The organism is Nocardioides sp. GCM10028917 (genome assembly GCF_042666175.1).
GTDB lineage: Bacteria > Actinomycetota > Actinomycetes > Propionibacteriales > Nocardioidaceae > Nocardioides.
Map to the genome: position 1 here is coordinate 178,045 of NZ_JBHTFL010000013.1, position 22,391 is coordinate 200,435.

General features: G+C 71.0%; 22 protein-coding genes and 1 riboswitch. Of the genes, 15 read left to right on the plus strand and 7 right to left on the minus strand.

All coding sequences use genetic code 11. From position 1 onward, the window contains the following. Positions 1-67 precede the first annotated feature (67 nt). From ACFQW6_RS20965 to ACFQW6_RS20980, 4 genes are read right to left on the minus strand one after another with little or no spacing between them, the layout of a single operon-like run. Entirely contained in the window at positions 68-778 is a 711-nt protein-coding gene (locus tag ACFQW6_RS20965) for a uracil-DNA glycosylase (protein WP_378550204.1), read from the minus strand. Then, a complete protein-coding gene (locus ACFQW6_RS20970; protein ID WP_378550208.1) occupies positions 775-2,211 on the minus strand; it encodes a pyridoxal phosphate-dependent decarboxylase family protein in 1,437 nt (478 codons plus the stop codon). The genes ACFQW6_RS20965 and ACFQW6_RS20970 overlap by 4 nt, the downstream gene beginning before the upstream one ends. Continuing rightward, positions 2,208-3,557 (minus strand): MFS transporter, encoded by a 1,350-nt coding sequence (locus ACFQW6_RS20975; protein WP_378550211.1) that lies wholly within the window; start codon positions 3,555-3,557, stop codon positions 2,208-2,210. Before ACFQW6_RS20975 ends, ACFQW6_RS20970 begins: the two co-directional genes overlap by 4 nt. Next, a complete protein-coding gene (locus ACFQW6_RS20980; protein WP_378550214.1) occupies positions 3,554-4,714 on the minus strand; it encodes an alpha/beta fold hydrolase in 1,161 nt (386 codons plus the stop codon). The genes ACFQW6_RS20975 and ACFQW6_RS20980 overlap by 4 nt, the downstream gene beginning before the upstream one ends. Positions 4,715-4,826: 112 nt before the next feature. Between ACFQW6_RS20980 and ACFQW6_RS20985 the strand changes: the two genes are divergently transcribed. The 4 genes from ACFQW6_RS20985 to ACFQW6_RS21000 are packed head-to-tail and all read left to right on the plus strand — an operon-like array spanning position 4,827 to position 8,474. Next, the gene (locus tag ACFQW6_RS20985) at positions 4,827-5,468 is read left to right on the plus strand and encodes a fasciclin domain-containing protein (protein ID WP_378550217.1); all 642 of its coding nucleotides are present in this window, start codon (positions 4,827-4,829) and stop codon (positions 5,466-5,468) included. Positions 5,469-5,509: 41 nt separating this feature from the next. Further along, on the plus strand, positions 5,510-6,151 hold the full coding sequence (locus ACFQW6_RS20990; RefSeq protein WP_378550220.1) for an RNA polymerase sigma factor: 642 nt from the start codon (positions 5,510-5,512) through the stop codon (positions 6,149-6,151). Further along, positions 6,138-6,851 carry an anti-sigma factor domain-containing protein gene (locus ACFQW6_RS20995; RefSeq protein ID WP_378550223.1) on the plus strand — a complete coding sequence of 238 codons (714 nt, stop codon included), beginning with the start codon at positions 6,138-6,140 and terminating at the stop codon, positions 6,849-6,851. Before ACFQW6_RS20990 ends, ACFQW6_RS20995 begins: the two co-directional genes overlap by 14 nt. 60 nt (positions 6,852-6,911) lie before the next feature. After that, complete coding sequence (locus tag ACFQW6_RS21000; protein WP_378550226.1) at positions 6,912-8,474, plus strand: glutamate synthase-related protein; 1,563 nt, start codon at positions 6,912-6,914, stop codon at positions 8,472-8,474. 17 nt (positions 8,475-8,491) lie between these two features. Here ACFQW6_RS21000 and ACFQW6_RS21005 read toward each other — a convergent pair whose 3' ends face one another. Further along, entirely contained in the window at positions 8,492-9,937 is a 1,446-nt protein-coding gene (locus ACFQW6_RS21005; protein ID WP_378550229.1) for a trehalose-6-phosphate synthase, read from the minus strand. Positions 9,938-10,159: 222 nt separating this feature from the next. On the opposite strand from ACFQW6_RS21005, the gene ACFQW6_RS21010 reads away from it, so the two are divergent. From ACFQW6_RS21010 to ACFQW6_RS21030, 5 genes are all read left to right on the plus strand, one after another. Next, entirely contained in the window at positions 10,160-10,453 is a 294-nt protein-coding gene (locus ACFQW6_RS21010; RefSeq protein ID WP_378550232.1) for a DUF3263 domain-containing protein, read from the plus strand. Positions 10,454-10,561: 108 nt separating this feature from the next. Then, positions 10,562-11,047, plus strand: coding sequence for a LytR C-terminal domain-containing protein (locus tag ACFQW6_RS21015; RefSeq protein ID WP_378550235.1), 486 nt, complete (start codon positions 10,562-10,564; stop codon positions 11,045-11,047). Between the two features lie 77 nt (positions 11,048-11,124). After that, positions 11,125-11,955: a trehalose-phosphatase gene (otsB, locus tag ACFQW6_RS21020; protein ID WP_378550238.1), complete on the plus strand. Its 831-nt coding sequence runs from the start codon at positions 11,125-11,127 to the stop codon at positions 11,953-11,955. 113 nt (positions 11,956-12,068) lie between these two features. Continuing rightward, a riboswitch (SAM riboswitch) is annotated at positions 12,069-12,208 on the plus strand. A gap of 10 nt (positions 12,209-12,218) precedes the next feature. Continuing rightward, on the plus strand, positions 12,219-13,502 hold the full coding sequence (gene thrC, locus ACFQW6_RS21025) for a threonine synthase (protein WP_378550241.1): 1,284 nt from the start codon (positions 12,219-12,221) through the stop codon (positions 13,500-13,502). Between the two features lie 137 nt (positions 13,503-13,639). Further along, positions 13,640-13,915: a MoaD/ThiS family protein gene (locus tag ACFQW6_RS21030; RefSeq protein ID WP_378550243.1), complete on the plus strand. Its 276-nt coding sequence runs from the start codon at positions 13,640-13,642 to the stop codon at positions 13,913-13,915. Positions 13,916-13,936: 21 nt separating this feature from the next. Here the strand turns inward: ACFQW6_RS21030 and ACFQW6_RS21035 are convergent, their stop codons facing one another. Further along, positions 13,937-14,434, minus strand: a complete 498-nt coding sequence (locus ACFQW6_RS21035; protein WP_378550245.1) for a GDYXXLXY domain-containing protein — start codon at positions 14,432-14,434, stop codon at positions 13,937-13,939. Beyond that, positions 14,431-15,660 (minus strand): DUF2157 domain-containing protein, encoded by a 1,230-nt coding sequence (locus tag ACFQW6_RS21040; protein ID WP_378550247.1) that lies wholly within the window; start codon positions 15,658-15,660, stop codon positions 14,431-14,433. The genes ACFQW6_RS21035 and ACFQW6_RS21040 overlap by 4 nt, the downstream gene beginning before the upstream one ends. Positions 15,661-15,784: 124 nt before the next feature. On the opposite strand from ACFQW6_RS21040, the gene ACFQW6_RS21045 reads away from it, so the two are divergent. The 6 genes from ACFQW6_RS21045 (at position 15,785) to groL (ending at position 22,337) form a co-directional block, all read left to right on the plus strand. Continuing rightward, complete coding sequence (locus ACFQW6_RS21045) at positions 15,785-16,624, plus strand: SGNH/GDSL hydrolase family protein (protein ID WP_378550249.1); 840 nt, start codon at positions 15,785-15,787, stop codon at positions 16,622-16,624. Between the two features lie 9 nt (positions 16,625-16,633). Further along, positions 16,634-17,491 carry a hypothetical protein gene (locus tag ACFQW6_RS21050; protein ID WP_378550252.1) on the plus strand — a complete coding sequence of 286 codons (858 nt, stop codon included), beginning with the start codon at positions 16,634-16,636 and terminating at the stop codon, positions 17,489-17,491. Next, positions 17,488-18,354, plus strand: coding sequence for a RimK family alpha-L-glutamate ligase (locus ACFQW6_RS21055; RefSeq protein ID WP_378550255.1), 867 nt, complete (start codon positions 17,488-17,490; stop codon positions 18,352-18,354). Before ACFQW6_RS21050 ends, ACFQW6_RS21055 begins: the two co-directional genes overlap by 4 nt. 240 nt (positions 18,355-18,594) lie before the next feature. Beyond that, on the plus strand, positions 18,595-18,972 hold the full coding sequence (locus ACFQW6_RS21060) for a TadE/TadG family type IV pilus assembly protein (protein ID WP_378550258.1): 378 nt from the start codon (positions 18,595-18,597) through the stop codon (positions 18,970-18,972). Further along, complete coding sequence (locus ACFQW6_RS21065) at positions 18,969-20,456, plus strand: pilus assembly protein (RefSeq protein ID WP_378550261.1); 1,488 nt, start codon at positions 18,969-18,971, stop codon at positions 20,454-20,456. The genes ACFQW6_RS21060 and ACFQW6_RS21065 overlap by 4 nt, the downstream gene beginning before the upstream one ends. 252 nt (positions 20,457-20,708) lie before the next feature. After that, the gene (gene groL, locus ACFQW6_RS21070) at positions 20,709-22,337 is read left to right on the plus strand and encodes a chaperonin GroEL (RefSeq protein WP_378550264.1); all 1,629 of its coding nucleotides are present in this window, start codon (positions 20,709-20,711) and stop codon (positions 22,335-22,337) included. Positions 22,338-22,391 lie beyond the last annotated feature (54 nt).

Sequence of the window (22,391 nt, forward strand, 5' to 3'; positions counted from 1 at the left end):
AATAGTTGTTGGTTCAACTATATTCCCTCGATGGTCCACCGGCAAGAGGTCGACGAGGGCGGTGCGACTACCTCGCCGGGATGTCGTCGTACGCCGGCAGGGTCCAGTCGACCGGCTCCGCACCCTGCTCCTCGAGCAGCCGGTTGACCGTGCTGAAGGGCCTGGACCCGAAGAACCCGCGTCGGGCACTGAGCGGCGAGGGATGGGCCGACTGCACGGACGGGATGTCGCCGAGCAGCGGCTTGAGCTTCTGTGCGTGACGGCCCCACAGGATGGCGGCGCACGGCCCGCCGCGCTCGGCGAGCGCGGTGATGGCCCGCTCCGTGATCGCCTCCCAGCCCTTGCCCTGGTGGCTGTTGGAGTCGCCCGGCCGCACCGTCAGGGTGCGGTTCAGCAGCATCACGCCCTGGTCGGCCCACGCCGACAGGTCACCGTGACGCGGCGGCACGATCCCGAGGTCGTCACGCAGCTCGACGTAGATGTTGAGCAGGCTGGGCGGCAGCGGCCACACGTGCCGCTCGACGGCGAAGCTCAGGCCGATCGGGTGGTGGGGGTTGGGGTAGGGGTCCTGCCCCACGACCAGGACGCGTACGTCGGCCAGCGGGCGCTGGAACGCCCGCAGCACCAGGTCGCCCGCGGGCTGGTAGCCGCGACCGGCGGCGACCTCCTCGCGCAGGAACCCACCCATCGCCGCGATCCGGTCGTCGACGGGCGCGAGCGCCTCGGCCCAGTCGGGGGCCACCAGCCCCTTCTCGACCAGTCCGGCGAGCGCGCTCATCGATCGGCCCTGCGGACCGGTCGCTGGAGCCGGTCGAGGAACGCCACCAGCAGTGCTTCCCGCATGGCGGGCGACGCGACGTCGAGCATCGCGTTGACCTCCGCCATCCGGCTCGGCAGCTCGAGCTCGCCGTCTGCGGACTCACCGACCAGGCCCGACGCGGCGAGCAGGCCGTCGAAGTCGTCGTCGCCGAGCGCGGTCGGGTCGAGCGCCTCGATGAAGCCGACCACGCCGGGGTCGACGGCCACCGGGCCGGCCGCCTGCGCCGCCGCCACGGAGTCGGAGAGCGCCGAGGCGAACTCCTCGACGTGCGCGTGCGTGCCGGCGCTCACCGACAGGTGGATGGTCGGCCCGTCGTCCCCGAAGGACAGCTGGGGCTGGACGTACCACCCGCGCGCCACCAGCTCGTCGGTCAGGGTGAACGGGTCGCAGGACGCGTCGGTCGCCAGGGTCACGAGGGTGGAGTCCGGCGCGACCACCAGCCGGAGCGCCGGCTCGCCCTCGATGCACGCCACGATGGCGTCGACCGCGGCGAGGGCGCGCTCCGCGAGCGCGAGGTAGCCGTCGTCGCCGATGTGCTCGACGACGGCCCACGTGCCGGCGACGGGGCCTCCCGAGCGGGTCGACTGCGTCGTGGCGTTGAGCATCGTGTAGCCCGGCCACGTCGCGGAGGCGAAGAACTGCGGCTTGCGCAGCGCCGCGTCGCGGTGCAGGAGGAGCGAGGTGCCCTTCGGCGCGTAGGCGTACTTGTGGGTGTCCACGGAGATCGAGGTGACGCCCTCGACGGCGAACGTCCACGGCCCCACCGGGCGCCCCAACCGGGCGGCGTACGGCAGCACCCACCCGCCGATGCAGGCGTCCACGTGGCACCGGATCCCGCGTGCCGCCGCGGCTGCCGCGATCTCGGTCACCGGGTCGACCACCCCGTGCGCGTACGACGGTGCGCTCGCCACGACCAGCACCGTGTCGTCGTCGATCGCGTCGGCCATCGCCGCGGCGTCGGCCCGGAAGTCCGGCCCGACCGGCACGAGGACGGCCTCGACGCCGAAGTAGTGCGCGGCCTTGTGGAAGGCGGCGTGCGCGGTGGCGGGCAGCACCATCCGCGGACGTACGACGTCCGGGCGGCTGTCGCGGGCACCCTGGACCGCCAGCAGGATCGACTCCGTGCCGCCCGACGTGACCGTCCCGACCGCTGACGCCGGAGCGTCGAGCAGGCCGCAGGCGAAGCCCACGAGCTCGTTCTCCATCTGCAGCAGCGACGGGAACGCCGTCGGGTCGAGCGCGTTGGAGGCGGCGTAGGCCGCGACCGCCTCCCGGGCGACGCGATCGACCTCGGGGTCGCCGGAGTCGTAGACGTAGGCCAGCGTGCGGCCTCCGTGCACCGGCAGGTCCCGGCTCTGCAGGGCGGCGAGCCTCTGGATCGCGTCGGTCACGGGACTGCTCCTTCCGCCGCCGCCACCCGGGCGGGGTCGAGGGTGTACTGGCGCAGCCACCACAGGCTGAGCACCGTCAGGACCGCCGGCACCATGGAGAAACCCAGGGCGATGGTCGTGAGTGCGGAGTCGGGCTGGCTGATGTCACGCCCCTCGCTCGACAGGTAGCCACCGAGCGCGAGCATCAGCGCGAAGAGCGCGGGGCCCAGGGCGAGACCGAGCGTCTCGCCGGCCGTCCAGACGCCGGTGTAGACCCCGGCCCGGTTCTCCCCGGTCCGGGCGGCGTCCACCGCGGCGACGTCCGGAAGCATTGCCATCGGGAACACCTGGCAGCCGGCGTAGCCGACGCCGACGAGGCCCGTCGCCACGAACGTCCAGACGTCGTTGCCGCCCCGCGCCAGCACGGCGAGGGCGGCGCCGGCGGCGAGGAGCAGCGACGAGGCGACGTAGCCCTGCTTCTTGCCGACGCGCTCGCCCCACCGGGCCCACAGCGGTGTCAGCAGCAGCGCCGGCCCGACGAAGCAGACGAACAGGATGGTGGCCGCCGAGGAGCGACCCAGCAGGTCCTCGGCGACGTAGGCGACGCCGGCGAGCATGCACCCGGTCGCGAGAGCCTGCAGGACGAAGGTGGTGAGCAGCACCCGGAAGTCGCGCGCCCGGGAGACCACCTGCAGCTGCTGGCGCAGCGTGCCGGCGCCCGCGCCCACCGCCCCGATCGGCGCGTGCCGGGTGCCCCACCAGGCGGCGAGGGCACCGACGAGGATGACCGTGGCCATCACGACGCCCATCACCCGGTAGCCGTCGCGCCCGCCGATCGCGTCGCGGATGACCGGGGCCGTCGCACCGGCCAGCATGATCGTGAAGGCCAGGATCGCGACCCGCCAGGTCATCAGACGTGTGCGCTCGTCGTAGGACGTGGTGATCTCGGCCGGCATGGCGACGTAGGGGACCTGGAAGAACGCGTACGCCGATGCGGCGAGCACGAAGAAGACGAGCACCCACCCGGCCTCGAGCCACCGGCTGTCGAGGTCGGGTGCGGCGAAGATCAGCGCGAACGCTCCCGCCAGCATCAGCCCGGCGCGGACCAGCCACGGGCGTCGGGGGCCGGCCGGGTCGATCGTGCGGTCGCTTACCCGCCCCGCGATCGGGTTGAGGACGACGTCCCACGCCTTCGGCAGGAAGACGATCACGCCGGCCCACAGCGCGGCGATGCCGAGCTCGTCGGTGAGGTAGGGCAGGAGCATCAGGCCCGGCACCGTGCCGAACGCTCCGGTCGCGACCGAGCCGCTGCCATAGCCGATGCGTACGCCGAGCGGCAGCCGCCCCGCGTCGACAGACGTGCTCACCGTCCACCCAGCGACCGGGAGCTCGCCGACCCGTAGCGACGCGAGGGGTTCGATCCGATCGAGCTCGCCGACGGCTTCGCCGGCAGCGGGCCGCGCGACCACTCGTCCACCCACTCGTCGATCGCGGTCCACGTCGTCGACCGGGCGGCGCGCCCGGTGAGCATGCCGAGGTGGCCGCCGGGCACCACCTCGAAACGCACCTGGGGCGAGCCGGTCAGCAGCGGCACCACAGCGCGCACGGCAGGCAGCGGGGCGATGCCGTCGGTGTTGCCCGCGAACACCAGCGTGGGCACCGAGATCGCTGCGAGGTCGACGGTCCGGTCGCCGATCTCCATGTGCCCCGTGGCGAGGGCGTTGCCCTTGACGAAGCGGTGGTAGAGCTGCCCGAACGTGCGGCCCGGGTAGGCCGTCATGTTGGACATGAAGCGGCTGACCGCCTCCATCTGGGCGAGGTAGTCGGTGTCGTCGAGGTGGGTCAGCACCGCGAGCGGCTTGGTGAGCACCTTCTGCGCGGAGGCGGCGGTGAAGGCCCAGTTGACGAGGGGGGTCGGTACGCCGCCCAGGGCCCGGTAGGCCCGCGTGATGACGCCCCTGCCCTGGGTCAGGTTGAGCAGCGGCCGCACCGGCGCGACGAGCGGCACCTTGGTCACGTCGACCGGGGACCCGACGACGGTGATCGAGGCGATCGGCAGGTCCTGCCGATCGGCGGCGACGAGGAGGGTGAAGATCCCGCCGAGGCTCCAGCCGACGAGGTGCACCCCGCGGCCGCCCGCGTGCTCGCTGACGACCCGGACCGCCTCGGGGAGCACCTCGTCGACCCAGTGCTCCATGCCCAGCGACCTGTTCTTGAAGGAGACCTGCCCGTACTCCAGCAGGTAGGTGGGACGCCCCTGCGTGACGAGGTGCTCGACCAGCGAGCAGTCGCGGCGCAGGTCGAAGCACAGCGAGGGCGCAGCGAGCGGCGTCACCAGCAGCACAGGGTCGCCGGTCCGGGGGACGCCCGCGACCGGTCGGTAGTGGTAGACCTCGCGCAGCTCGCCGTCGTCGATCAGCGTCCGGGGCATCGGCCGCAGGTCGGCCAGCCCGCCGTAGAGCAGCGTGTGCGCGACGTTGCCAGCCGCGGCGACCACCTGGTCGGGCTTGGGGATGAGGTCCATGGAGGGAATCTACGGGGAGAAAGTTTCCCGACAGGTGCATCCAGTCGGGGGGTTCGTCCGGAGAAGAGGGTGATGGGCGCCAACGGGCGCCCCAGACGGAAGGACCTTCCTCATGAAGCGACGCGTTCCCGCCATCCTCGCCGCCTCCGCCCTCGCACTGGGCGCGGTGCAGGCCACGGCCCCCGCCGCCAGCGCCGCCATGGCGCCGGGTGAGGACAGCCTCGCGGCCCTCCTCACCTCCGACGGCAACACGTTCGACAAGAACAAGAACGACTTCGACATCGTCACCGAGGCGGTCCTGGCCGTGGCCAAGGCCAAGCCGAGCTCCCCGGTGACCGTGCTCGCCGACGGTTCGAAGCGGGTCACCGCCTTCGCGCCCACCGACCAGGCCTTCCGCCTGCTGGCCGAGGACCTGACCGGCAAGACCATCAAGGGCGAGAAGAAGCTCTTCGAGGCGCTCGTGGAGCTCGCCGGTGTCGACACGATCGAGACGATCCTGCTCTACCACGTCGTGCCGGGCCAGACGCTCACCAGCAACAAGGTGCTCAAGGCCGACGGCGCCAAGCTGACCACCGCCCAGGGCGGCAAGATCACCGTCAAGGTCAAGACCAAGCCGAGCGTGAGCGTCACGCTCAAGGACCGTGACAAGAACGCCCAGGACCCGAAGGCCGTGCTCAAGGCCCTCGACCTCAACAAGGGCAACAAGCAGGTCGCCCACGGCATCGACCGGGTGCTCCGACCGATCGACCTCTGAGGAAGCGGCACGGCCGGACGCCTGACGGGCGGGGAACGACGATGACGATCATCCCGTTCCCCGCCCGCGGGCCCCGCCGGTACGGTGTCCCGGTGGTGACCGGGGCGTTGTCGTACGAGGACGAGCAGGACGACCTCGTCCAGGCCCTTGCCGCTCGTCTCGTCGCAGGTGACGAGGCGGCCCTGGAGGAGATCTACGACCGGTGGTCCGCGCTCGTGCACACCTACGCCCTGCGCGCCCTGCGCGACCCCCACGACGCCGAGGAGGTCACCCAGCAGGTGTTCGTCGCTGCGTGGCGCAGTCGGCACACGCTGACCCCGAGTCCCGTTGCCCTGCCGGCCTGGCTGGTGGGGATCGCACGGCACAAGGTGTCGGACGTACGAGCCGCCCGGGCGCGCGACGCCGACAGGCTCGCTGCGGTGGTGTCGCTCCCCGGCGTCCATGACGAGGCGCTCGAGGCCGCCGACGACGAGGTCGCCGAGCGGCTCGTCGTCCGGCAGGCGGTCGAGGACCTGCCCGACCCCCGTCGCACCATCTTGTTCCTCGCCTTCTGGGAGGAGCGCAGCCACGCCGAGATCGCCGACAGGGTCGGCCTGCCCCTCGGTACCGTGAAGAGCCACGTCCGCCGTGGCCTGATGAAGCTCCACCAACAGCTCGAGGGGGTGCGCCATGAGTCACGCTGATCCCGAGCAGCTCGCCGGGCTCGCCCTCGACCCCACGGACGGCCCCGCCGACGTGCGCGACCACGCGGAGACGTGCCCGGACTGCGCGGCCCTGGTTGCGGCGTTCACCGGCGTACGCCGCCGCGCCGGCTCCGACGCCCTGGTCCCGCCTCCTGCGGAGCTGCGCGCGCAGGTGCTGGCGCAGGTCCGGTCGGGCGACGCCCCGCCGGTGTCGCTGCCCGTCCGCGACGAGCCGGCGCGCCGACGCGGCGTACCGCTGTGGCTGGCCGGGGTGGCCGCCGCGCTCGCCCTCCTCGCCGGCGTCGGCCTCGGGCGCCTCGGCACCGGGACGGACGAGACTCCTGAGGCGGTCCCCCCGACGGACACCGGGACCGTCGTGGCCGCGACCTCCCTCACCGCGCTCGACAGCGACGCCGAGCGCGGCGAGGCGAGCGCCGTTCAGACCGACGACACCTTCACCATCCGGGTCAGCGCCAGCGAGCTCGGCGACGAGCCGGGCGTCCACGAGGTGTGGCTGATCAACGTCGACGGCAAGCGGATGATCTCGATCGGCCTGCTCGCCTCGGGGGACGAGGGGGAGTTCGCCGTGCCGATGGACCTCATCGACGAGGGCTACCGCATCGTCGACATCTCGGTCGAGCCGAACGATGGCGACCCCACCCACTCAGGGGTGAGCATCGCGCGCGGCGAGCTCGCCTGACCCCCTCCATCGGGACGGTCCGTCCTCGACAACGCGTCGCGGGAGGGCTAGGAACGAATCATGAAGTGGAGGTACGCCATCCTCGGTGGCACGGCAGCGGCGGCGGCCGGGACGACCGTGCACGACCTGATCCAGACGAAGCACGCGATCCTGCGCAACTTCCCGGTGATCGGGCACGCCCGCTTCTTCCTGGAGAGGTTCGGGCCCGAGCTGCGGCAGTACATCGTGACCAGCAACGACGAGGAGCGCCCGTTCAGTCGTGACCAGCGGCGCTGGGTGTACGCCAGCTCCAAGCTGGAGAACAACTACTTCGGCTTCGGCACCGACAACGACGTCGAGCGGGTCGAGGGCTACCCGATCATCAAGCACCGCACCTTCACCGGGCCGGGGGCGGCCACGATGCCGCACGCGCAGGAGGAGATCGTGCTGCCCTGCGCCAAGGTGATGGGCGCCGCGCGCGGTCGTGCGCACGCCTTCCGGCCCTCCTCGGTCGTCAACATCTCCGGCATGAGCTTCGGCTCCCTGTCGGGCAAGGCCATCGAGGCGCTCAACGAGGGCGCGGCCATGGCCGGCTGCTTCCAGAACACCGGCGAGGGCGCGCTCTCGCCCCACCACCGCAAGGGCGGCGACATCGTCTTCCAGATCGGCACCTCCTACTTCGGCTGCCGCGACGAGCACGGCCGCTTCGACATGGCACGGCTGGTCGACGTGGTGCAGTCGGCGCCGGTGCGCGCGATCGAGGTCAAGCTCAGCCAGGGCGCCAAGCCCGGGCTGGGCGGCATGCTCCCCGCCGAGAAGGTGAGCCGGGAGATCGCCGAGATCCGGGGCATCGAGGAGGGCAAGGACTGCGCGTCACCCAGCCGCCACACGGTCTTCCACGACATCGACTCCATGCTCGACTTCGTCGAGTCCGTGGCGCAGGCCACGGGTCTGCCGGTCGGGATCAAGTCGGCGGTCGGCAACGTCACGATGTGGGACGAGCTCGTCGAGGAGATGGCGTCCGGGACGCGCGGTGTCGACTACGTCAACATCGACGGGGGCGAGGGCGGCACGGGTGCGGCGCCGATGATCTTCGCCGACTCCGTGGCCTACCCGTTCCGCATCGGCTTCAGCGAGGTCTGGCGCAGGTTCGCGGCCGCTGGCCTCAGCGACGACGTCGTGTTCATCGGGGCGGGCAAGCTCGGCGTCCCGGAGAACGCCGTCGTCGCGTTCGCGCTCGGCGCCGACATGGTCAACGTCGGCCGCGAGGCGATGATGTCGATCGGCTGCATCCAGGCCCAGAAGTGCCACACCGACCACTGCCCGGTCGGCATCGCGACGCAGAATCCCCGCTACACGCGCGGCCTCGACGTGGGCCTCAAGAGCGTCCGGGCGGCCAACTACATCCGCTCGCTGCGACGAGACCTGATGAAGGTCTCCGAGGCGATCGGTGTCGTCCACCCCGGCCTGATCGCGCCCCGCGACATCGACATCCTCGACGGCACGCGGTCCGCGGTTGGTCTCGGGGAGGTCTACGGCTACGACCCGACGTGGCCGCGTCTGGGCGCGGACCTCGTGGACGAGATCGAGGCGATCATGGTCGCCCAGGGCGAGACCGCACCGTCACGACGCCCCCCCGCCTGAACCGAGCGGGGAGGCGGTCAGCGCGAGCGCGGCTCGCGCACCGTCTTGTCGTGGTGCTCGGGCAGTGCCTCGAGCTCGCGCAGGAAGTCGGCGGCCCACTTGGACACGTCGTGCTGGACGACGGTCCTCCGCATCGCCCGCATCCGCCGGGAGGTCTCCTTCCTGTCCGCGGCGAAGGCCTCGAGCAGCGCGGACTTCATGCCGTCGATGTCGTAGGGGTTGACCAGCCAGGCCTGCCGCAGCTCCTGGGCCGCGCCGGCGAACTCCGAGAGCACCAGTGCGCCGTCGTCCTCGAACCGGCAGGCGACGTACTCCTTGGCGACGAGGTTCATCCCGTCGCGGAACGGCGTCACCACCATGATGTCGGCCGCCCGGTAGAACGCGGCCATCTCCTCGCGGGGGTAGGAGTTGTGGAGGTAGTGGATGGCCGGGTTGCCGATCTTGCCGTGGTCGCCGTTGATCCGCCCGACGAGCATCTCGATGTCGTCGCGCAGGATGCGGTACTGCTCCACGCGCTCACGCGACGGCGTCGCGACCTGCACGAAGACGGCGTCCTCGACGTCGAGGTGCCCGTCGCGCACCAGCTCGCCGAACGCCCGCAGCCGCGAGTAGATGCCCTTGGTGTAGTCGAGCCGGTCGACGCCCAGGAAGATCCGCCGCGGATTGCCGAGCGCCTCGCGGATCTCGGCGGCCCGCTCCTCGACCGCCTCAGAGCGGGCCAGCTCCTCGAACCCGGCCGTGTCGATCGAGATCGGGAACGCCGTCGCCTTCACGGGCCGACCGTCCGGGAGGTAGATGGTGTCGCGGTGGGTCTTGTGGCCCACCCGGCTGCGCACGAGGCGTACGAAGTTGGCGGCCGCACCCGGCAGCTGGAATCCGATCAGGTCCGCGCCCAGCAGCCCCTCGAGGATCTGGCGGCGCCACGGCAGCTGGGAGAAGAGCTCGGCCGGCGGGAAGGGGATGTGGAGGTAGAAGCCGATGCGCAGATCGGGCCGCAGGGCGCGCAGCATCTGCGGCACCAGCTGGAGCTGGTAGTCCTGCACCCACACAGTCGCGCCCTCGGCCGCCACCTCGGCAGCCCGGTCGGCGAAGCGCTGGTTGACCGTGACGTAGGAGTCCCACCACTCGCGGTGGAACTCCGGCTTGGCGACGACGTCGTGGTAGAGCGGCCAGAGGGTGCCGTTGGAGAAGCCCTCGTAGAACTCCTCGACCTCCTCGGCGCTCATCGCGACGGGGATGAGGGAGAGGCCGTTCTCCTCGAACGGCTCGAAACCGTCGTCCTCGTCGGCCGAGCCCGGCCAGCCGATCCACGCGCCGTCGTTGGCCCGGAGCACCGGCTCGAGCGCGGTGACGAGCCCGCCGGGGGAGGGCCGCCACGACACCGAGCCGTCCGGCTGGCGCACCCGGTCCACGGGCAGCCGGTTGGCCACGATGACGAGGTCTGCCTGCGGAGCTCCACTCACGCCCGCAACCCTAGCGACGAGCGGTGAGGCACAGACCACCCCGCGGTGTCCCGGTCACTCCGTCCAGGGGAGCCCCACGAGGCCATGGGCGCGCGCCACGAGTCCGCCGCAGGTTTTGTCCAGACGACTCGCCGGAGGCGAATGACATCGTTGTCGTTCGTCGCCTAGACTCGTCCTCGTCCACCCGGTCACGGGTGGTGTGGGGTCGAGGAGGAGATGGCGATGGACGCAGCCGAGCACATCACAGACCAGCAGCAGACCGCTGCCGGGCTCAGCGAGCGCGACGGCGAGATCCTCGAGTTCGAGCGGCACTGGTGGAAGTACGCCGGCGCCAAGGAGCAGGCCGTCCGCGAGAAGTTCGACATGTCCTCCACCCGCTACTACCAGGTCCTCAACGCGCTGATCGACCGTCCCGAGGCGCTCGAGGCCGACCCGCTGCTCGTACGCCGCCTCCGCCGGCTGCGGGCCTCCCGGCAGCGGCAGCGCTCGGCGCGCCGCCTCGGGTTCGAGATCTGACACCACCTCTCACCTCCACGGACCGCCCACTCACGATTGGTCACCTTCCCCATGGCCTCCTTCCCCAGCCCCGGCCGATCCGCGGCCCGTCGTCGTGACGAGCGCGGCGTGGCCTTCCCGTCCCCGCTCGTGATGCTGTCGGTCCTCGCCGTCGCGATGGCCTCGATCACCTTCGTCGCCACCCGCGACCAGGCGCCGACCGAGCGCCGCGTCGACACGGCCACGATCGCCAGCGCCGACCAGACGCCCAGCGCCGAGCCGAGCCCGACGGCGGCCGAGACGCCGAAGCCCGAGCCCAAGCCGAAGCCGCAGGTCAAGCGGGGCGAGGTCTACGTCGAGGTCTACAACAACTCCGGCATCCGGGGGCTCGCCGCCGCGACCGCCGCGAAGGCCACCGGTGTCGGCTGGGCCGTGGTCGGCGAGGACAACTGGCAGGGCCTCATCCCCACCAGCACCGTCTACTTCCCGCCCCGGCTCAAGGCCGCCGGCAAGCAGCTCGCGCTCGACCTGGGGATCAAGCGCACGGCGCCGGCCGTCGGCGTGATGAAGCGCGACCGGCTCACCATCATCCTCACCGCCGACGCCCCGCGCTGACGCCTCGGCCTCCCTCGGCCCCGGTGCAACCTCGGGCAGGGTCGGCGCACGTGCGCCGCACGTGGTTGGGTTGACCCATGGAGTTCACCTCCGACGACGCGCGCGCCCACTACGACGCCGTACGCGATGTCCTCGACGGCCTGGTCGTGGGCCTGGACTTCGACGGCACGCTGTCGCCGGTGGTCGACGACCCCGAGGCGGCACGCCTGCACCCCGCGGCCCCGGGCGCGCTGCTCGAGCTCGCCGAGGTGGTGCGCGCGGTCGCGGTGATCACCGGTCGACCGGCGCGCCAGGCCATCGCCATGGGCGACCTCGACGCGCTCGGCAACGCCATGCTCGACCGCGGTGCCGAGCTCTTCGTGTTCGGCCAGTACGGCAACGAGCGCTGGTCGGCCACGGAGCAGCGGATCCGGTCACCGCGGCCGCCGGCGGGGCTGGCGAGCTTCGAGCGCGAGCTGCCGTCGGTCCTGCGCAACGCCGGCGCCGCCGGGGCGTACGTCGAGGAGAAGGGCCTCGCGGTCGCGGTGCACACCCGCCGCATGGAGGACCCGACCGGCACGTTCGAGCGGCTGGTGAAGCCCATCTCGGCCCTCGCGGAGCGCCACCACCTCACCATCGAGCCGGGTCGCAACGTCATCGAGGTGCGCTCGGGTGACATGCACAAGGGCCATGCCCTGCGGGCCTTCGTCGCGCAGCAGGAGGCCACCGGCGTGGTGTTCGGGGGCGACGACCTCGGCGACGTGGAGGCGTTCGAGGCCGTCCGCTCGCTGCGCGCCGAGGGACTGCCCGGCCTGGTCGTGTGCTCGGCCTCGACCGAGCAGCCCGACCTGGTCCGGCTCGCCGACGTCGTCGTCGACGGACCACAGGGCGTCGTGGAGCTGCTGACCGCTCTCTCCACTCCCCGCTGACCTCGCCGCTGACCACGGCGTCGAACGCGCCCGGCTGACCGCACCCCGGACACCGTCCAGACCACATCGTGGACTGGATGTGCACATCGTGAGACGGCTCCCTAGGCTGAACCTGCTCATCACGAGGGACTGAGGGAACGGCCCGACGAAGTCCCGGCAACCACCCGCGAGCCTCCTGTCCGCCTCACGGCGGACAGTCGCGGGAGCAGGTGCCAAATCCGACCCCAGCGAGAGTCGCGGGGACAGATGAGAAGGAGGACTTCATGAGCACCCTGTTGGACGAGACCACCACCCCCACGCCGTCGAAGGGGCTTCGCGAGGGCGCCTTCGGCAACGCCCGAGCCCTGGCCTGCCGCGAGTGCGGCCACGAGGTCGCCCTCGGCCCGTTCTACGCGTGTCCGGAGTGCTTCGGGCCACTCGAGGTGGCCTACGACTTCCCGACGGTCACCCGCGAGGAGATCGCCGCCGGGCCCCGCAACATCTGGCGCTACAAGGCGCTGCTGCCCGTGCCCGACGACATCGAGCAGAGCCCCAACACCGAGCCCGGCTTCACGCGGCTGCTCGAGGCGAAGAACCTCGCCTGCGAGCTCGGTCTCGAGAAGCTGTGGGTGAAGGACGACTCGACGAACCCGACCAACTCGTTCAAGGACCGCGTGGTCGCCTGCGCGCTGAGTGCGGCTCGCGAGCTCGACGCGAAGGTCTTCGCGTGCCCGTCGACGGGCAACCTGGCCAACGCCGTCGCTGCCGCCGGAGCCCGCGCCGGGATCACGACGGTCGTCTTCATCCCCAGCAACCTCGAGCAGCCCAAGCAGGTCAACTCGGCGGTCTACACCGACCGCCTCGTCGCGGTCGACGGCAACTACGACGACGTCAACAAGCTCGCCTCGGAGATCGCCGGCGAGGAGGAGGGCTGGGCGTTCGTCAACGTCAACGTGCGCCCCTTCTACGCCGAGGGGTCCAAGACGCTGGGCTACGAGATCGCCGAGCAGCTCGGCTGGCGGCTGCCCGACCAGATCGTCATCCCCGTCGCGTCCGGCTCGCAGCTGACCAAGGTCGACAAGGCATTCCAGGAGCTCATCACGCTCGGCCTGGTGGAGGACAAGCCCTACAAGGTCTTCGGCGCCCAGGCGACCGGGTGCTCGCCGGTGTCGGTGGCCTACAAGGCCGAGACCGACGCGATCCGCCCGGTCAAGCCCGACACCATCGCCAAGAGCCTGGCGATCGGCAACCCCGCGGACGGCATCTACGTCCTCGACATCTGTCGTCGCTCCGGGGGTGCGGTCGAGGACATCAGCGACGACGAGGTCCGCGAGGCGATCGTGCTCCTGGCTCGCACCGAGGGGATCTTCACCGAGACCGCCGGCGGCACCACCGTCGGCGTGCTGAAGAAGCTCGTCGAGACCGGTCAGCTCGACACCTCCCTGGAGACCGTCGTCATCAACACGGGCCACGGCCTCAAGACGCTGGACGCGGTGTCCGACCGCGTCGGTCCGGCCGCCACCATCGCCCCGACCTATGACGCCTTCGTGGCGTCGAAGGTCCTTTGAGCGCACTCTGGTGGAACGTCTGCGGCGTTGTCCGCGCTTGACGACCCGCTTCGCTCAAAGGTCGCCTGCGCGCGTCCGCCTTGCAGCCGCACGCACCAGAGCGCGCTCAACCCATCCACTTACACAAGGAAGTCCGAATGTCAGTCTCCGTCCGGATCCCCACCATCCTGCGCACCTACACCGGAGGTAAGTCCGAGGTGAGCGCCGAGGGCGACACCCTCTCGGCCGTCCTCGACGACCTCGACGCCAGCTACGCGGGCATCAAGGGACGGATCCTCGACGAGGCCGGCCAGCTGCGCCGCTTCGTCAACGTCTACGTCGGCAACGACGACGTGCGGTTCCTCGACGAGCTGCAGACCGCCACGCCCGACGGCGTGCAGATCTCGGTGATCCCGGCGGTCGCCGGGGGCTGAGCCCCCGCGTGCCCGTGCCGGTCACCGACCGCGTACGTCGACCACGGTGGCATTGCCGCAGTCGTCGACCCGCAGCTCGGCGACCGCGCCGTCGCGCAGCAGGTGCTCGGCCTCCTGTGCGTCGTCCTGCGGGAGGAACCAGCTCTCGATGCCGCACCGGACCTGCCACGACCGGTCGTCGCAGGCCAGGTAGGGGCCCTCGTCCGGCCGCGTGCGGGACCACTCCTCGCCGATCCAGACGCCGTCCTCCTCGACGAGCCTGATGTAGACGTCGCCGGACTCCCCGTCCTCCATCGAGCCGAGCCCGGGCTCGACAGAGGACTGCGACCCGTCGTGGCGCAGGTCGGGGTAGTCGAGCGCGACGTACGCGCCGCGGAACGGGTCGATCGGGTCGACCGGCGCCACCCGCACCAGGTAGGCCTCCCCGGCGACCCGGGCGGAGAGCTGCGGTGCGACGGCGATGCCGACCAGTGCGAGCTGGCTGACGGCGATGATCCCGGTGGCGGCGATGCGGTTCATCGGGCTGCTCCTTCGGTGCCGGCGGGGGAGTCGGTGTCGAGTGCCTGCGCGAGCTCGCGTCGGGCCCGGTCGAACAGGAAGCCGGTGCCGAGGAAGACGGTGCCGAGCACCACGAACAGCCAGGCGCCGGTGACGATCGGGGCGAAGACGGCGAAGCTCTGGAAGGTCGTGAAGACGACGAGGCCGGCCATCGCCATCCAGGTCAGGGCCTGGTGGTCGCGCACGGTGCCGAGCGCGACCAGCCCGACTGCGAGGACGACGTAGGCGAGCACCGAGACCGCCGCGCGGCCCCAGTCGGCGGCGTCCACCGACGAGGTGTCGGTGCCCGTGGTCCAGACGGCGATCAGGGTGGCGACCACGAGGACGGCCGTCGCGCCGAGCGGCTCCAGCGCGCGTCGGTCGCGACGGGTGAGCACCGCGGCCAGGGCGACGACTCCGGCCACCACCATCTCGACCACCAGCCAGGTCGTCCACACGATCCCGTCGGAGCCGATCCCGGGGATCGCCGCTGCGAACATGGCCACCAGTGCCATCGCGGCGGCCACCGTCCGCCACGCCCAGGCGTAGGTGGCGAGACCCTCGTCGTCGAGCACGCCCACGCTCGCGCCCAGGACCGAGCCCGCACCGAGGACCAGGACCACCGTGAGACCGTGGGGCTCGTCCCACATCGGTTGCCACAGCCACCAGACCACGCCGGCCACGAGGCCGACGAAGAACGGCATGCGCGACCGGGTGAGGTAGCCGTGGAGCAGGGCGCCGGCCGCCCAGAGTCCCACGAGGCGCGGCTCGTAGGCGGGGACCTGCAGCGACTGCGCCGCCTGGAAGATCACGGCGCCGACGCCCATGGCAGCGAGCAGGCGTGCGGCGCCGACCACCGGGCGCGACGCATTCCTGCTCGCCAAGACCTCGCCGCCGGCCAGGAACGCCAGCCAGAGTGCGGCGATGACGGCGAAGCGGGTGAGCGGTGAGAGCTCGTCGAGGTTGGCGGCGACCAGCCAGATGAGACCGACACCGACGAAGCCGGCCCCGAGGGAGAGGAGCACGCGACCGATGCTGATCCGGGAGTGGTGCTCGGAGCGGTAGCGCGTCGCGATCCGGGCCGCCTGCTCGTCGTCGATGAGGCCGTGTGCGGTCCAGTCGGCGAGCTCGGTGCGCAGCCAGGCGAGCTGGTGCGGGGACACCGGGCGGGTGGCGAGGGACGGTGCCGGTGAGGAGGTGTCGGTCATGCCCCCACCGTGGCGCGCCCCGGCCGCGTTGTCCTGAGTACATCGACCCATCCGTGGGGTGCCGTTGGGTCCCGCGATGCCCGGGGTTGCGCGGCTGTTCAGGTGGGTCTGGTTCACAGGTGCGGTGGCGAGCAGACACCTGACCCGGGCCGGCGTCGCGCTGGCCGTCCTCGGCGGCGTGGCGGGAGGGACGGCGTACGGCGCCCGCGAGCTGTTGCACCGACAGGCGGCGCAGGCCCGGCGTGCGATCGGCAAGCCGCTGGGAGAGCGGGCGCCCGACGCCGACCGCCACTACAAGAAGAAGCACGGTGAGCCGGTGGACCTGCTGGTCCTCGGCGACTCCATCGCCGCGGGCCTGGGCGCGGACAGGGCCAAGGACACCCTCGGCAGCCGACTGGCGCGCGGCATCGCCTCCAGCGCCGGCCGGTCGGTGCGGCTGAGGACGGCAGCGGTGGTCGGCTCGGAGAGCAGCATGCTCGCCTCCCAGCTCGCGTCCCTGCCTCGGGGATACCGACCGGACGTGGCCGTCATCGTGGTGGGCGGGAACGACGTGACCCACCGCGTGCCGGTCGCCGAGTCCGTACGCCACCTGGCCGAGGCGGTCGAGGACCTGCGGGCCCGCGGGACGGAGGTGGTCGTCGGCACCTGCCCGGACCTCGGCGCGCTCCGACCGGTGCCACAGCCCCTCCGCGCGCTGGGCTCGCGTGCATCGCGGCAGCTGGCGGAGGCCCAGCGAGAGGCGGCTCTGGCGCGCGGTGCGCGGGTGGTCTCGCTGGCGCACGTGGTCGGCCCGTTCTTCTTCACCCTCCCTGAGGAGATGTTCAGCCTCGACCGCTTCCACCCGAGCGCGCACGGCTACAAGCGCACGGCGAAGGCGATGCTCCCGTCGGTGCTCGCGGCCCTCGGCGTCGTGGCCGACGTGCCGTTCGGGCACCACGCACCCGAGGCGGGTGGGTCAGGCTAGGGTTCCCGGGTGCGCACCACTGCTCGACGAGCCGGCCAGGCCGTCAAGAAGGCTGCCAAGAAGGCCGGTCGGATGCAGGCATCGCCCACGCCGGCCGAGCCGGAGCCGCTCGACCCGAAGGCCGAGCGCCGCCGTCGGTTGCTGGCCAGCAACCTGACCGAGCTGGCCATCGAGTTCCGCACCGACAAGTGGGGCGTCCACAAGTACACCCCCCACTACGAGCGCCACCTCCAGCACCTGCGCGGCGAGTCCTTCACGCTGCTCGAGCTCGGCATCGGCGGCTACAAGAAGCGTCGCAAGAGCGGTGCGTCGATGAAGATGTGGCGCTGGTTCTTCCCCAAGGCCCGCATCGTCGGGCTCGACATCGAGGACAAGTCGTGGCTGACGCGGGGCCACATCCACACCTACCTCGGCGACCAGACCGACCCCGAGGTCCTCACGCGCATCATCGACGAGCAGGGTGCGCCGTTGGTCGTCATCGACGACGGCAGCCACATCCCGGCCCACGTGCGCGAGTCCTTCCGGATCCTCTTCCCGCTGCTGCCCGACGGTGCCATCTACTGCATCGAGGACACCCAGACCTCCTACTGGCCGGCGTGGGGCGGGCAGCTCGACCCGCGCGCCCCCGGCACGTCGATGGACCTGGTCAAGGACCTCGTCGACGGCCTCAACCACGAGGAGTTCCTCCTCGAGGGCTACGAGCCGACCTACACCGACCAGTGGGTGCGGGCCGTGCACTGCTACCACAACCTCGTGATCATCGAGAAGGGCGACAACCGGGAGGGCACCAACCGCGACAACGTCGCGCACGAGCTCTACGGCGCCTCCGAGCTGCCCGACGACTCCGACGGCTCCGCCGACGCATGAGCGTCCTGCTCGCCACCAGCGGTGACCTGCCGCAGGGGGAGCCCGGCGCGGGCGCCCTCGACGCCGTCCTCCACGGCCGGGGCACCGACTTCGCATGGGCCCGGTGGGACGACCCGTCGGTCGACTGGGCCGCTGCCGACCTCGTCGCGGTGCGCTCCACCTGGGACTACGTCACCCGCCACGACGAGTTCCTCTCCTGGGCGGCGTCGCTCGACCAGGCCCGCCTGCTCAACGGCGCCGACGTCTTCACCTGGAACCACGACAAGCGCTACCTGACCCAGCTCGGCAACCTGCCGGCGGTGCCGACGCTGCTCGCCGAGGACCGGGCCGGCCTGGCCGACGCGGTGCGCCACTTCGGCACCGCGGTCGTCAAGCCGCGCGTCGGCGCCGGGGGAGCCGGGCTCCTCGTGGTGACCGACCCCGACGACCCGCGCCTGGGCAGGCCCGTCCGCAGCCACGTCGACTACCCCGAGGTCGACGGGCCGTGGGTCGTCCAGCCGCTCGTGGAGTCGATCCGCACCCACGGCGAGGCGTCGGTGTACGTCCTCGACGGGCGGCTCGGCCAGCGCTTCGACAAACTGCCCGGCGAGGGCGACGTACGCGTCAACGAGGAGTTCGGCGGCCGGGTGCGCGCCGTCGAGACGGGCGACGTCGGCGACCTGGTGATGAGCGCTTACGACGCGATGGCGGAGCGCTTCGGCCGACCGATGGACTACCTCCGCGTCGACCTGCTGCGCTGGGACGGCGCCTGGGTGGTGAGCGAGCTCGAGCTCATCGAGCCGGGCCTCTACCTCGACGTGTCGCCGGCCAACGCGGAGCCGTTCGCCGACCTGCTCGCCGCGAGGCTCGCCGGCAGCAGCTGACCCGCCTGTCTAGACAGGACGGCAAAACAAGTCCTTCTCGGGGGGTGGGGCATGCCCCCCTCCAGTTAGGTTGCCCTTGTCTTGCCTGCGCTGGGGGGTGCGGGCGGGACCGGTGATCCGTCATCCGTGCCGGATCACCGTCACAACCTTCGCGGCGTCGGGAGCGTTCTCGCGTCGCACCTGCGGGAGGAAATAGTCATGCCCTTTTCACGCCCACGCGAGGATCGCGGGGCGTCAGCTGTGGAGTTCGCACTCGTCGTGCCACTCCTGCTGGCGGTCCTGTTCTCGATCATCGACCTCGGGTTCGCGATCAACCGCTACACGATCCTCAACAACGCTGCTCGTGAGGGTGTCCGAGCGGCCAGCCTCAGTGCCAGCAAGAGCGAGGTCGACAAGGTCGTCAACGACTCGCTGTCCGACCTCAAGGGAAAGGTCACCGTCACCGTCTCGTGCAAGACGCCCCTCGGGGGCACCTGCGCGTCGTGGGACGCGAACCACACGTCAGGGGGAGTCGCCGTGGTGACGGCGACGTACCAGCACGCGTGGCTGACCCCGATGGGCAAGGCCGTGTCGTCCAGCCTGACGCTGTCGAAGACCAGCCAGATGAGGATCGAGTGAGGCGCGCGCTGGCGGCGCGGGCGAGGGAGGAGAGGAGGGACGAGAGCGGGGCGGTGGTCGTCCTCATCGGCCTGCTCGCGATCGTCATCTTCGCCTGTGCCGCGCTGGCCGTGGACATCTCCTCCCTCGCGATGGAGCGGCAGAAGCTCCACGACCACGTCGACTCGGCCGCGCACGCCGGCGCCTTCGAGCTGCCGGCGAGCGGAGCCAACGCGAAGACCTGGGCCGTCACGATGGCCAAGACCCAGGACCCGACCATGACGCCCGACACGGAGCTCTTCTGCGTGGTCGCCTCCACCGGTGCCGGCAAGCAGGTGGCGGCTGGGCAGATCCCGGCCACCTGCGACCCCGGGACCTATGCCACCGCTCAGGTCCGGTGCAACACCAAGATCTGCTCCATCCCGTGCCCGTCCACCGCCCGGTGCAACACGATCCGGGTCAGCGACTCCAAGGACGTGGACTTCGACTTCGCGCCGGTGATCGGGCGGAAGAAGGGCACGACGGGCTCGGTGGCGTCCTCGGCCTGCAAGGGTGCGTGCGGGGAGACCCTGCCCAACCCCATGGACGTCGTGATCATGGCGGACCGCACGACCAGCATGTCGCAGGACGATCGCGAGGACATGCAGGCGGCCATCGTCTCGAGCCTCGGGGTCATGGACCCGACGCTGCACTACGTCGCCTTCGGTGCGCTGCACAAGAGCAAGGCCACGTCGAGCTGCGCCACCGCCTCCACCACCAAGGACGACGGCGTCGAGGGTGGTACGTGGATCCCCATCCCCTTCAGCAACGACTACCGGGCCACCCGCGACGCGCCGATCAATGAGTCCAGCAAGCTGGTCAAGGGAGTGAAGTGCCTGCCCAGCGGCGAGGTTCCGGGGTTGTCGACCGGGAGCTACGGCACCCACCTGGCGTCGGCCATGAAGGGCGCCGCGCGCTACTTGCTGGGCAAGCAGTCGAACAACCTGTCGTCGCTGCCGAAGCGGCCGGGCACGGCCAAGAAGGTCATCATCTTCGAGACCGACGGCCAGCCCGACGAGCTGGTCAAGTCCGGGTCGACCTCGCTCGACGACTCCGGCGACGTGGGTGCGGACCGCAACTTCTACGACAACGGCAACGGGAAGAGGGGCTGCGACAACTTCAACGACGTCGCGCAGGCGGCGAAGGATTCCGGCATCACGGTCCTGGTCATCGGCTTCGGCGATGCGAACGACGCCCCGTGCGAGAAGGCGGTCACGTCGGGCGGCTCGAAGAGGACCCCCCGTGCGCCGTGGGTCCGTGACCACCTCGCCAAGGCCGCCTCGCCCGGTCCCACGGGTGCCCCGAGCAAGGCTGACAGCGACTGCTCGACGGCTGCCGAGGTGTCGGCCGAGAACAAGGACGGCGACTACTACTTCTGTGCCGCCACTGGCTCTGATCTCGGCTCCATCTTCGCCACCGCGGTCATCGCCGTGACCGAGAGCATCAGGCTCATCAACCTGCCGTAGGCCATGGGGCCGGAGCGGCGCGTGGCCCCCCACGGGCGCGCGCCGTTCTGGCGTCAGCCGACGTTTGCACTCTCGGGGGTCGAGTGCTAAACATGACGTTGGCACTCTCCTCACGAGAGTGACAACGACCCAGGTGACGCTGAGGTCCGCAGAAGCCGGCGGGAATGGATCGCGGGTGGAGCGGATCGTCCGTCGCGGGCAGCCCGCCTGGCGTCGACACACAGACTCACGTCGATAGGAATCGCACGCGATATGGCCAAGCTGATTGCTTTCAACGAGGAGGCCCGCCGCGGCCTCGAGCGGGGTATGAACACCCTCGCCGACGCGGTCAAGGTCACCCTCGGCCCCAAGGGCCGCAACGTCGTCCTGGAGAAGAAGTGGGGCGCCCCCACGATCACCAACGACGGTGTCTCGATCGCCAAGGAGATCGAGCTGGAGGACCCCTACGAGAAGATCGGCGCCGAGCTGGTCAAGGAGGTCGCCAAGAAGACCGACGACGTCGCCGGTGACGGCACGACGACGGCCACTGTCCTGGCCCAGGCCATGGTCCGCGAGGGTCTGCGCAACGTCGCGGCCGGCGCCAACCCGATGGGTCTCAAGCGCGGCATCGAGGCCGCCGTCGCCGCCGTGTCCGAGCAGCTGCTCGCCATGGCCAAGGACGTCGAGACCAAGGAGCAGATCGCCTCCACCGCGTCGATCTCGGCCGCTGACACCACCGTCGGCGAGATCATCGCCGAGGCGATGGACAAGGTCGGCAAGGAAGGCGTCATCACCGTCGAGGAGTCCAACACCTTCGGGCTGGACCTCGAGCTGACCGAGGGCATGCGGTTCGACAAGGGCTACATCTCGGCCTACTTCGCCACCGACCTCGAGCGCATGGAGGCCGTGCTGGAGGACCCCTACGTCCTCATCGTCAACTCCAAGGTGTCGACGGTCAAGGACCTGCTCCCGCTGCTGGAGAAGGTCATGCAGTCCGGCAAGCCGCTGCTGATCATCGCCGAGGACGTCGACGGCGAGGCGCTGTCGACCCTGGTCGTCAACAAGATCAAGGGCACCTTCCGCTCCGTCGCCGTCAAGGCGCCGGGCTTCGGTGACCGCCGCAAGGCCATGCTGCAGGACATCGCGATCCTCACCGGCGGCCAGGTCATCTCCGAGGAGGTCGGCCTCAAGCTCGAGTCCGCCGGTCTCGAGCTGCTCGGCCAGGCCCGCAAGGTCGTCATCACCAAGGACGAGACCACCATCGTCGAGGGTGCCGGCGACCAGGCCCAGATCGAGGGCCGGGTCAACCAGATCCGCGCCGAGATCGAGAAGTCGGACTCCGACTACGACCGCGAGAAGCTCCAGGAGCGCCTCGCCAAGCTGGCCGGCGGCGTGGCCGTCATCAAGGTCGGCGCGGCCACCGAGGTCGAGCTCAAGGAGCGCAAGCACCGCATCGAGGACGCCGTCCGCAACGCCAAGGCTGCGGTCGAGGAGGGCATCGTCGCCGGCGGCGGCGTGGCGCTCGTCCAGGCTGCTGCCACCGCGTTCGACAAGCTCGACCTGTCGGGCGACGAGGCCACCGGCGCCAACATCGTGCGCGTCGCGACCTCGGCCCCGCTCAAGCAGATCGCGATCAACGCCGGCCTCGAGGGCGGCGTCGTGGCGGAGAAGGTCGCCAACCTGGAGGCCGGTCACGGCCTCAACGCCGCGACCGGTGACTACGTCGACATGATCGCCGAGGGCATCATCGACCCGGCGAAGGTCACCCGCTCGGCCCTTCAGAACGCCGCGTCGATCGCCGCGCTGTTCCTCACCACCGAGGCCGTCGTGGCCGACAAGCCCGAGAAGTCGCCGGCCATGCCCGGCGGCGACATGGGCGGCATGGGCGGCATGGACTTCTGATCGCCTGATCGGAGTCGCCGCTCCACCAGCACCAGCACCACCATCAGGGCCCCC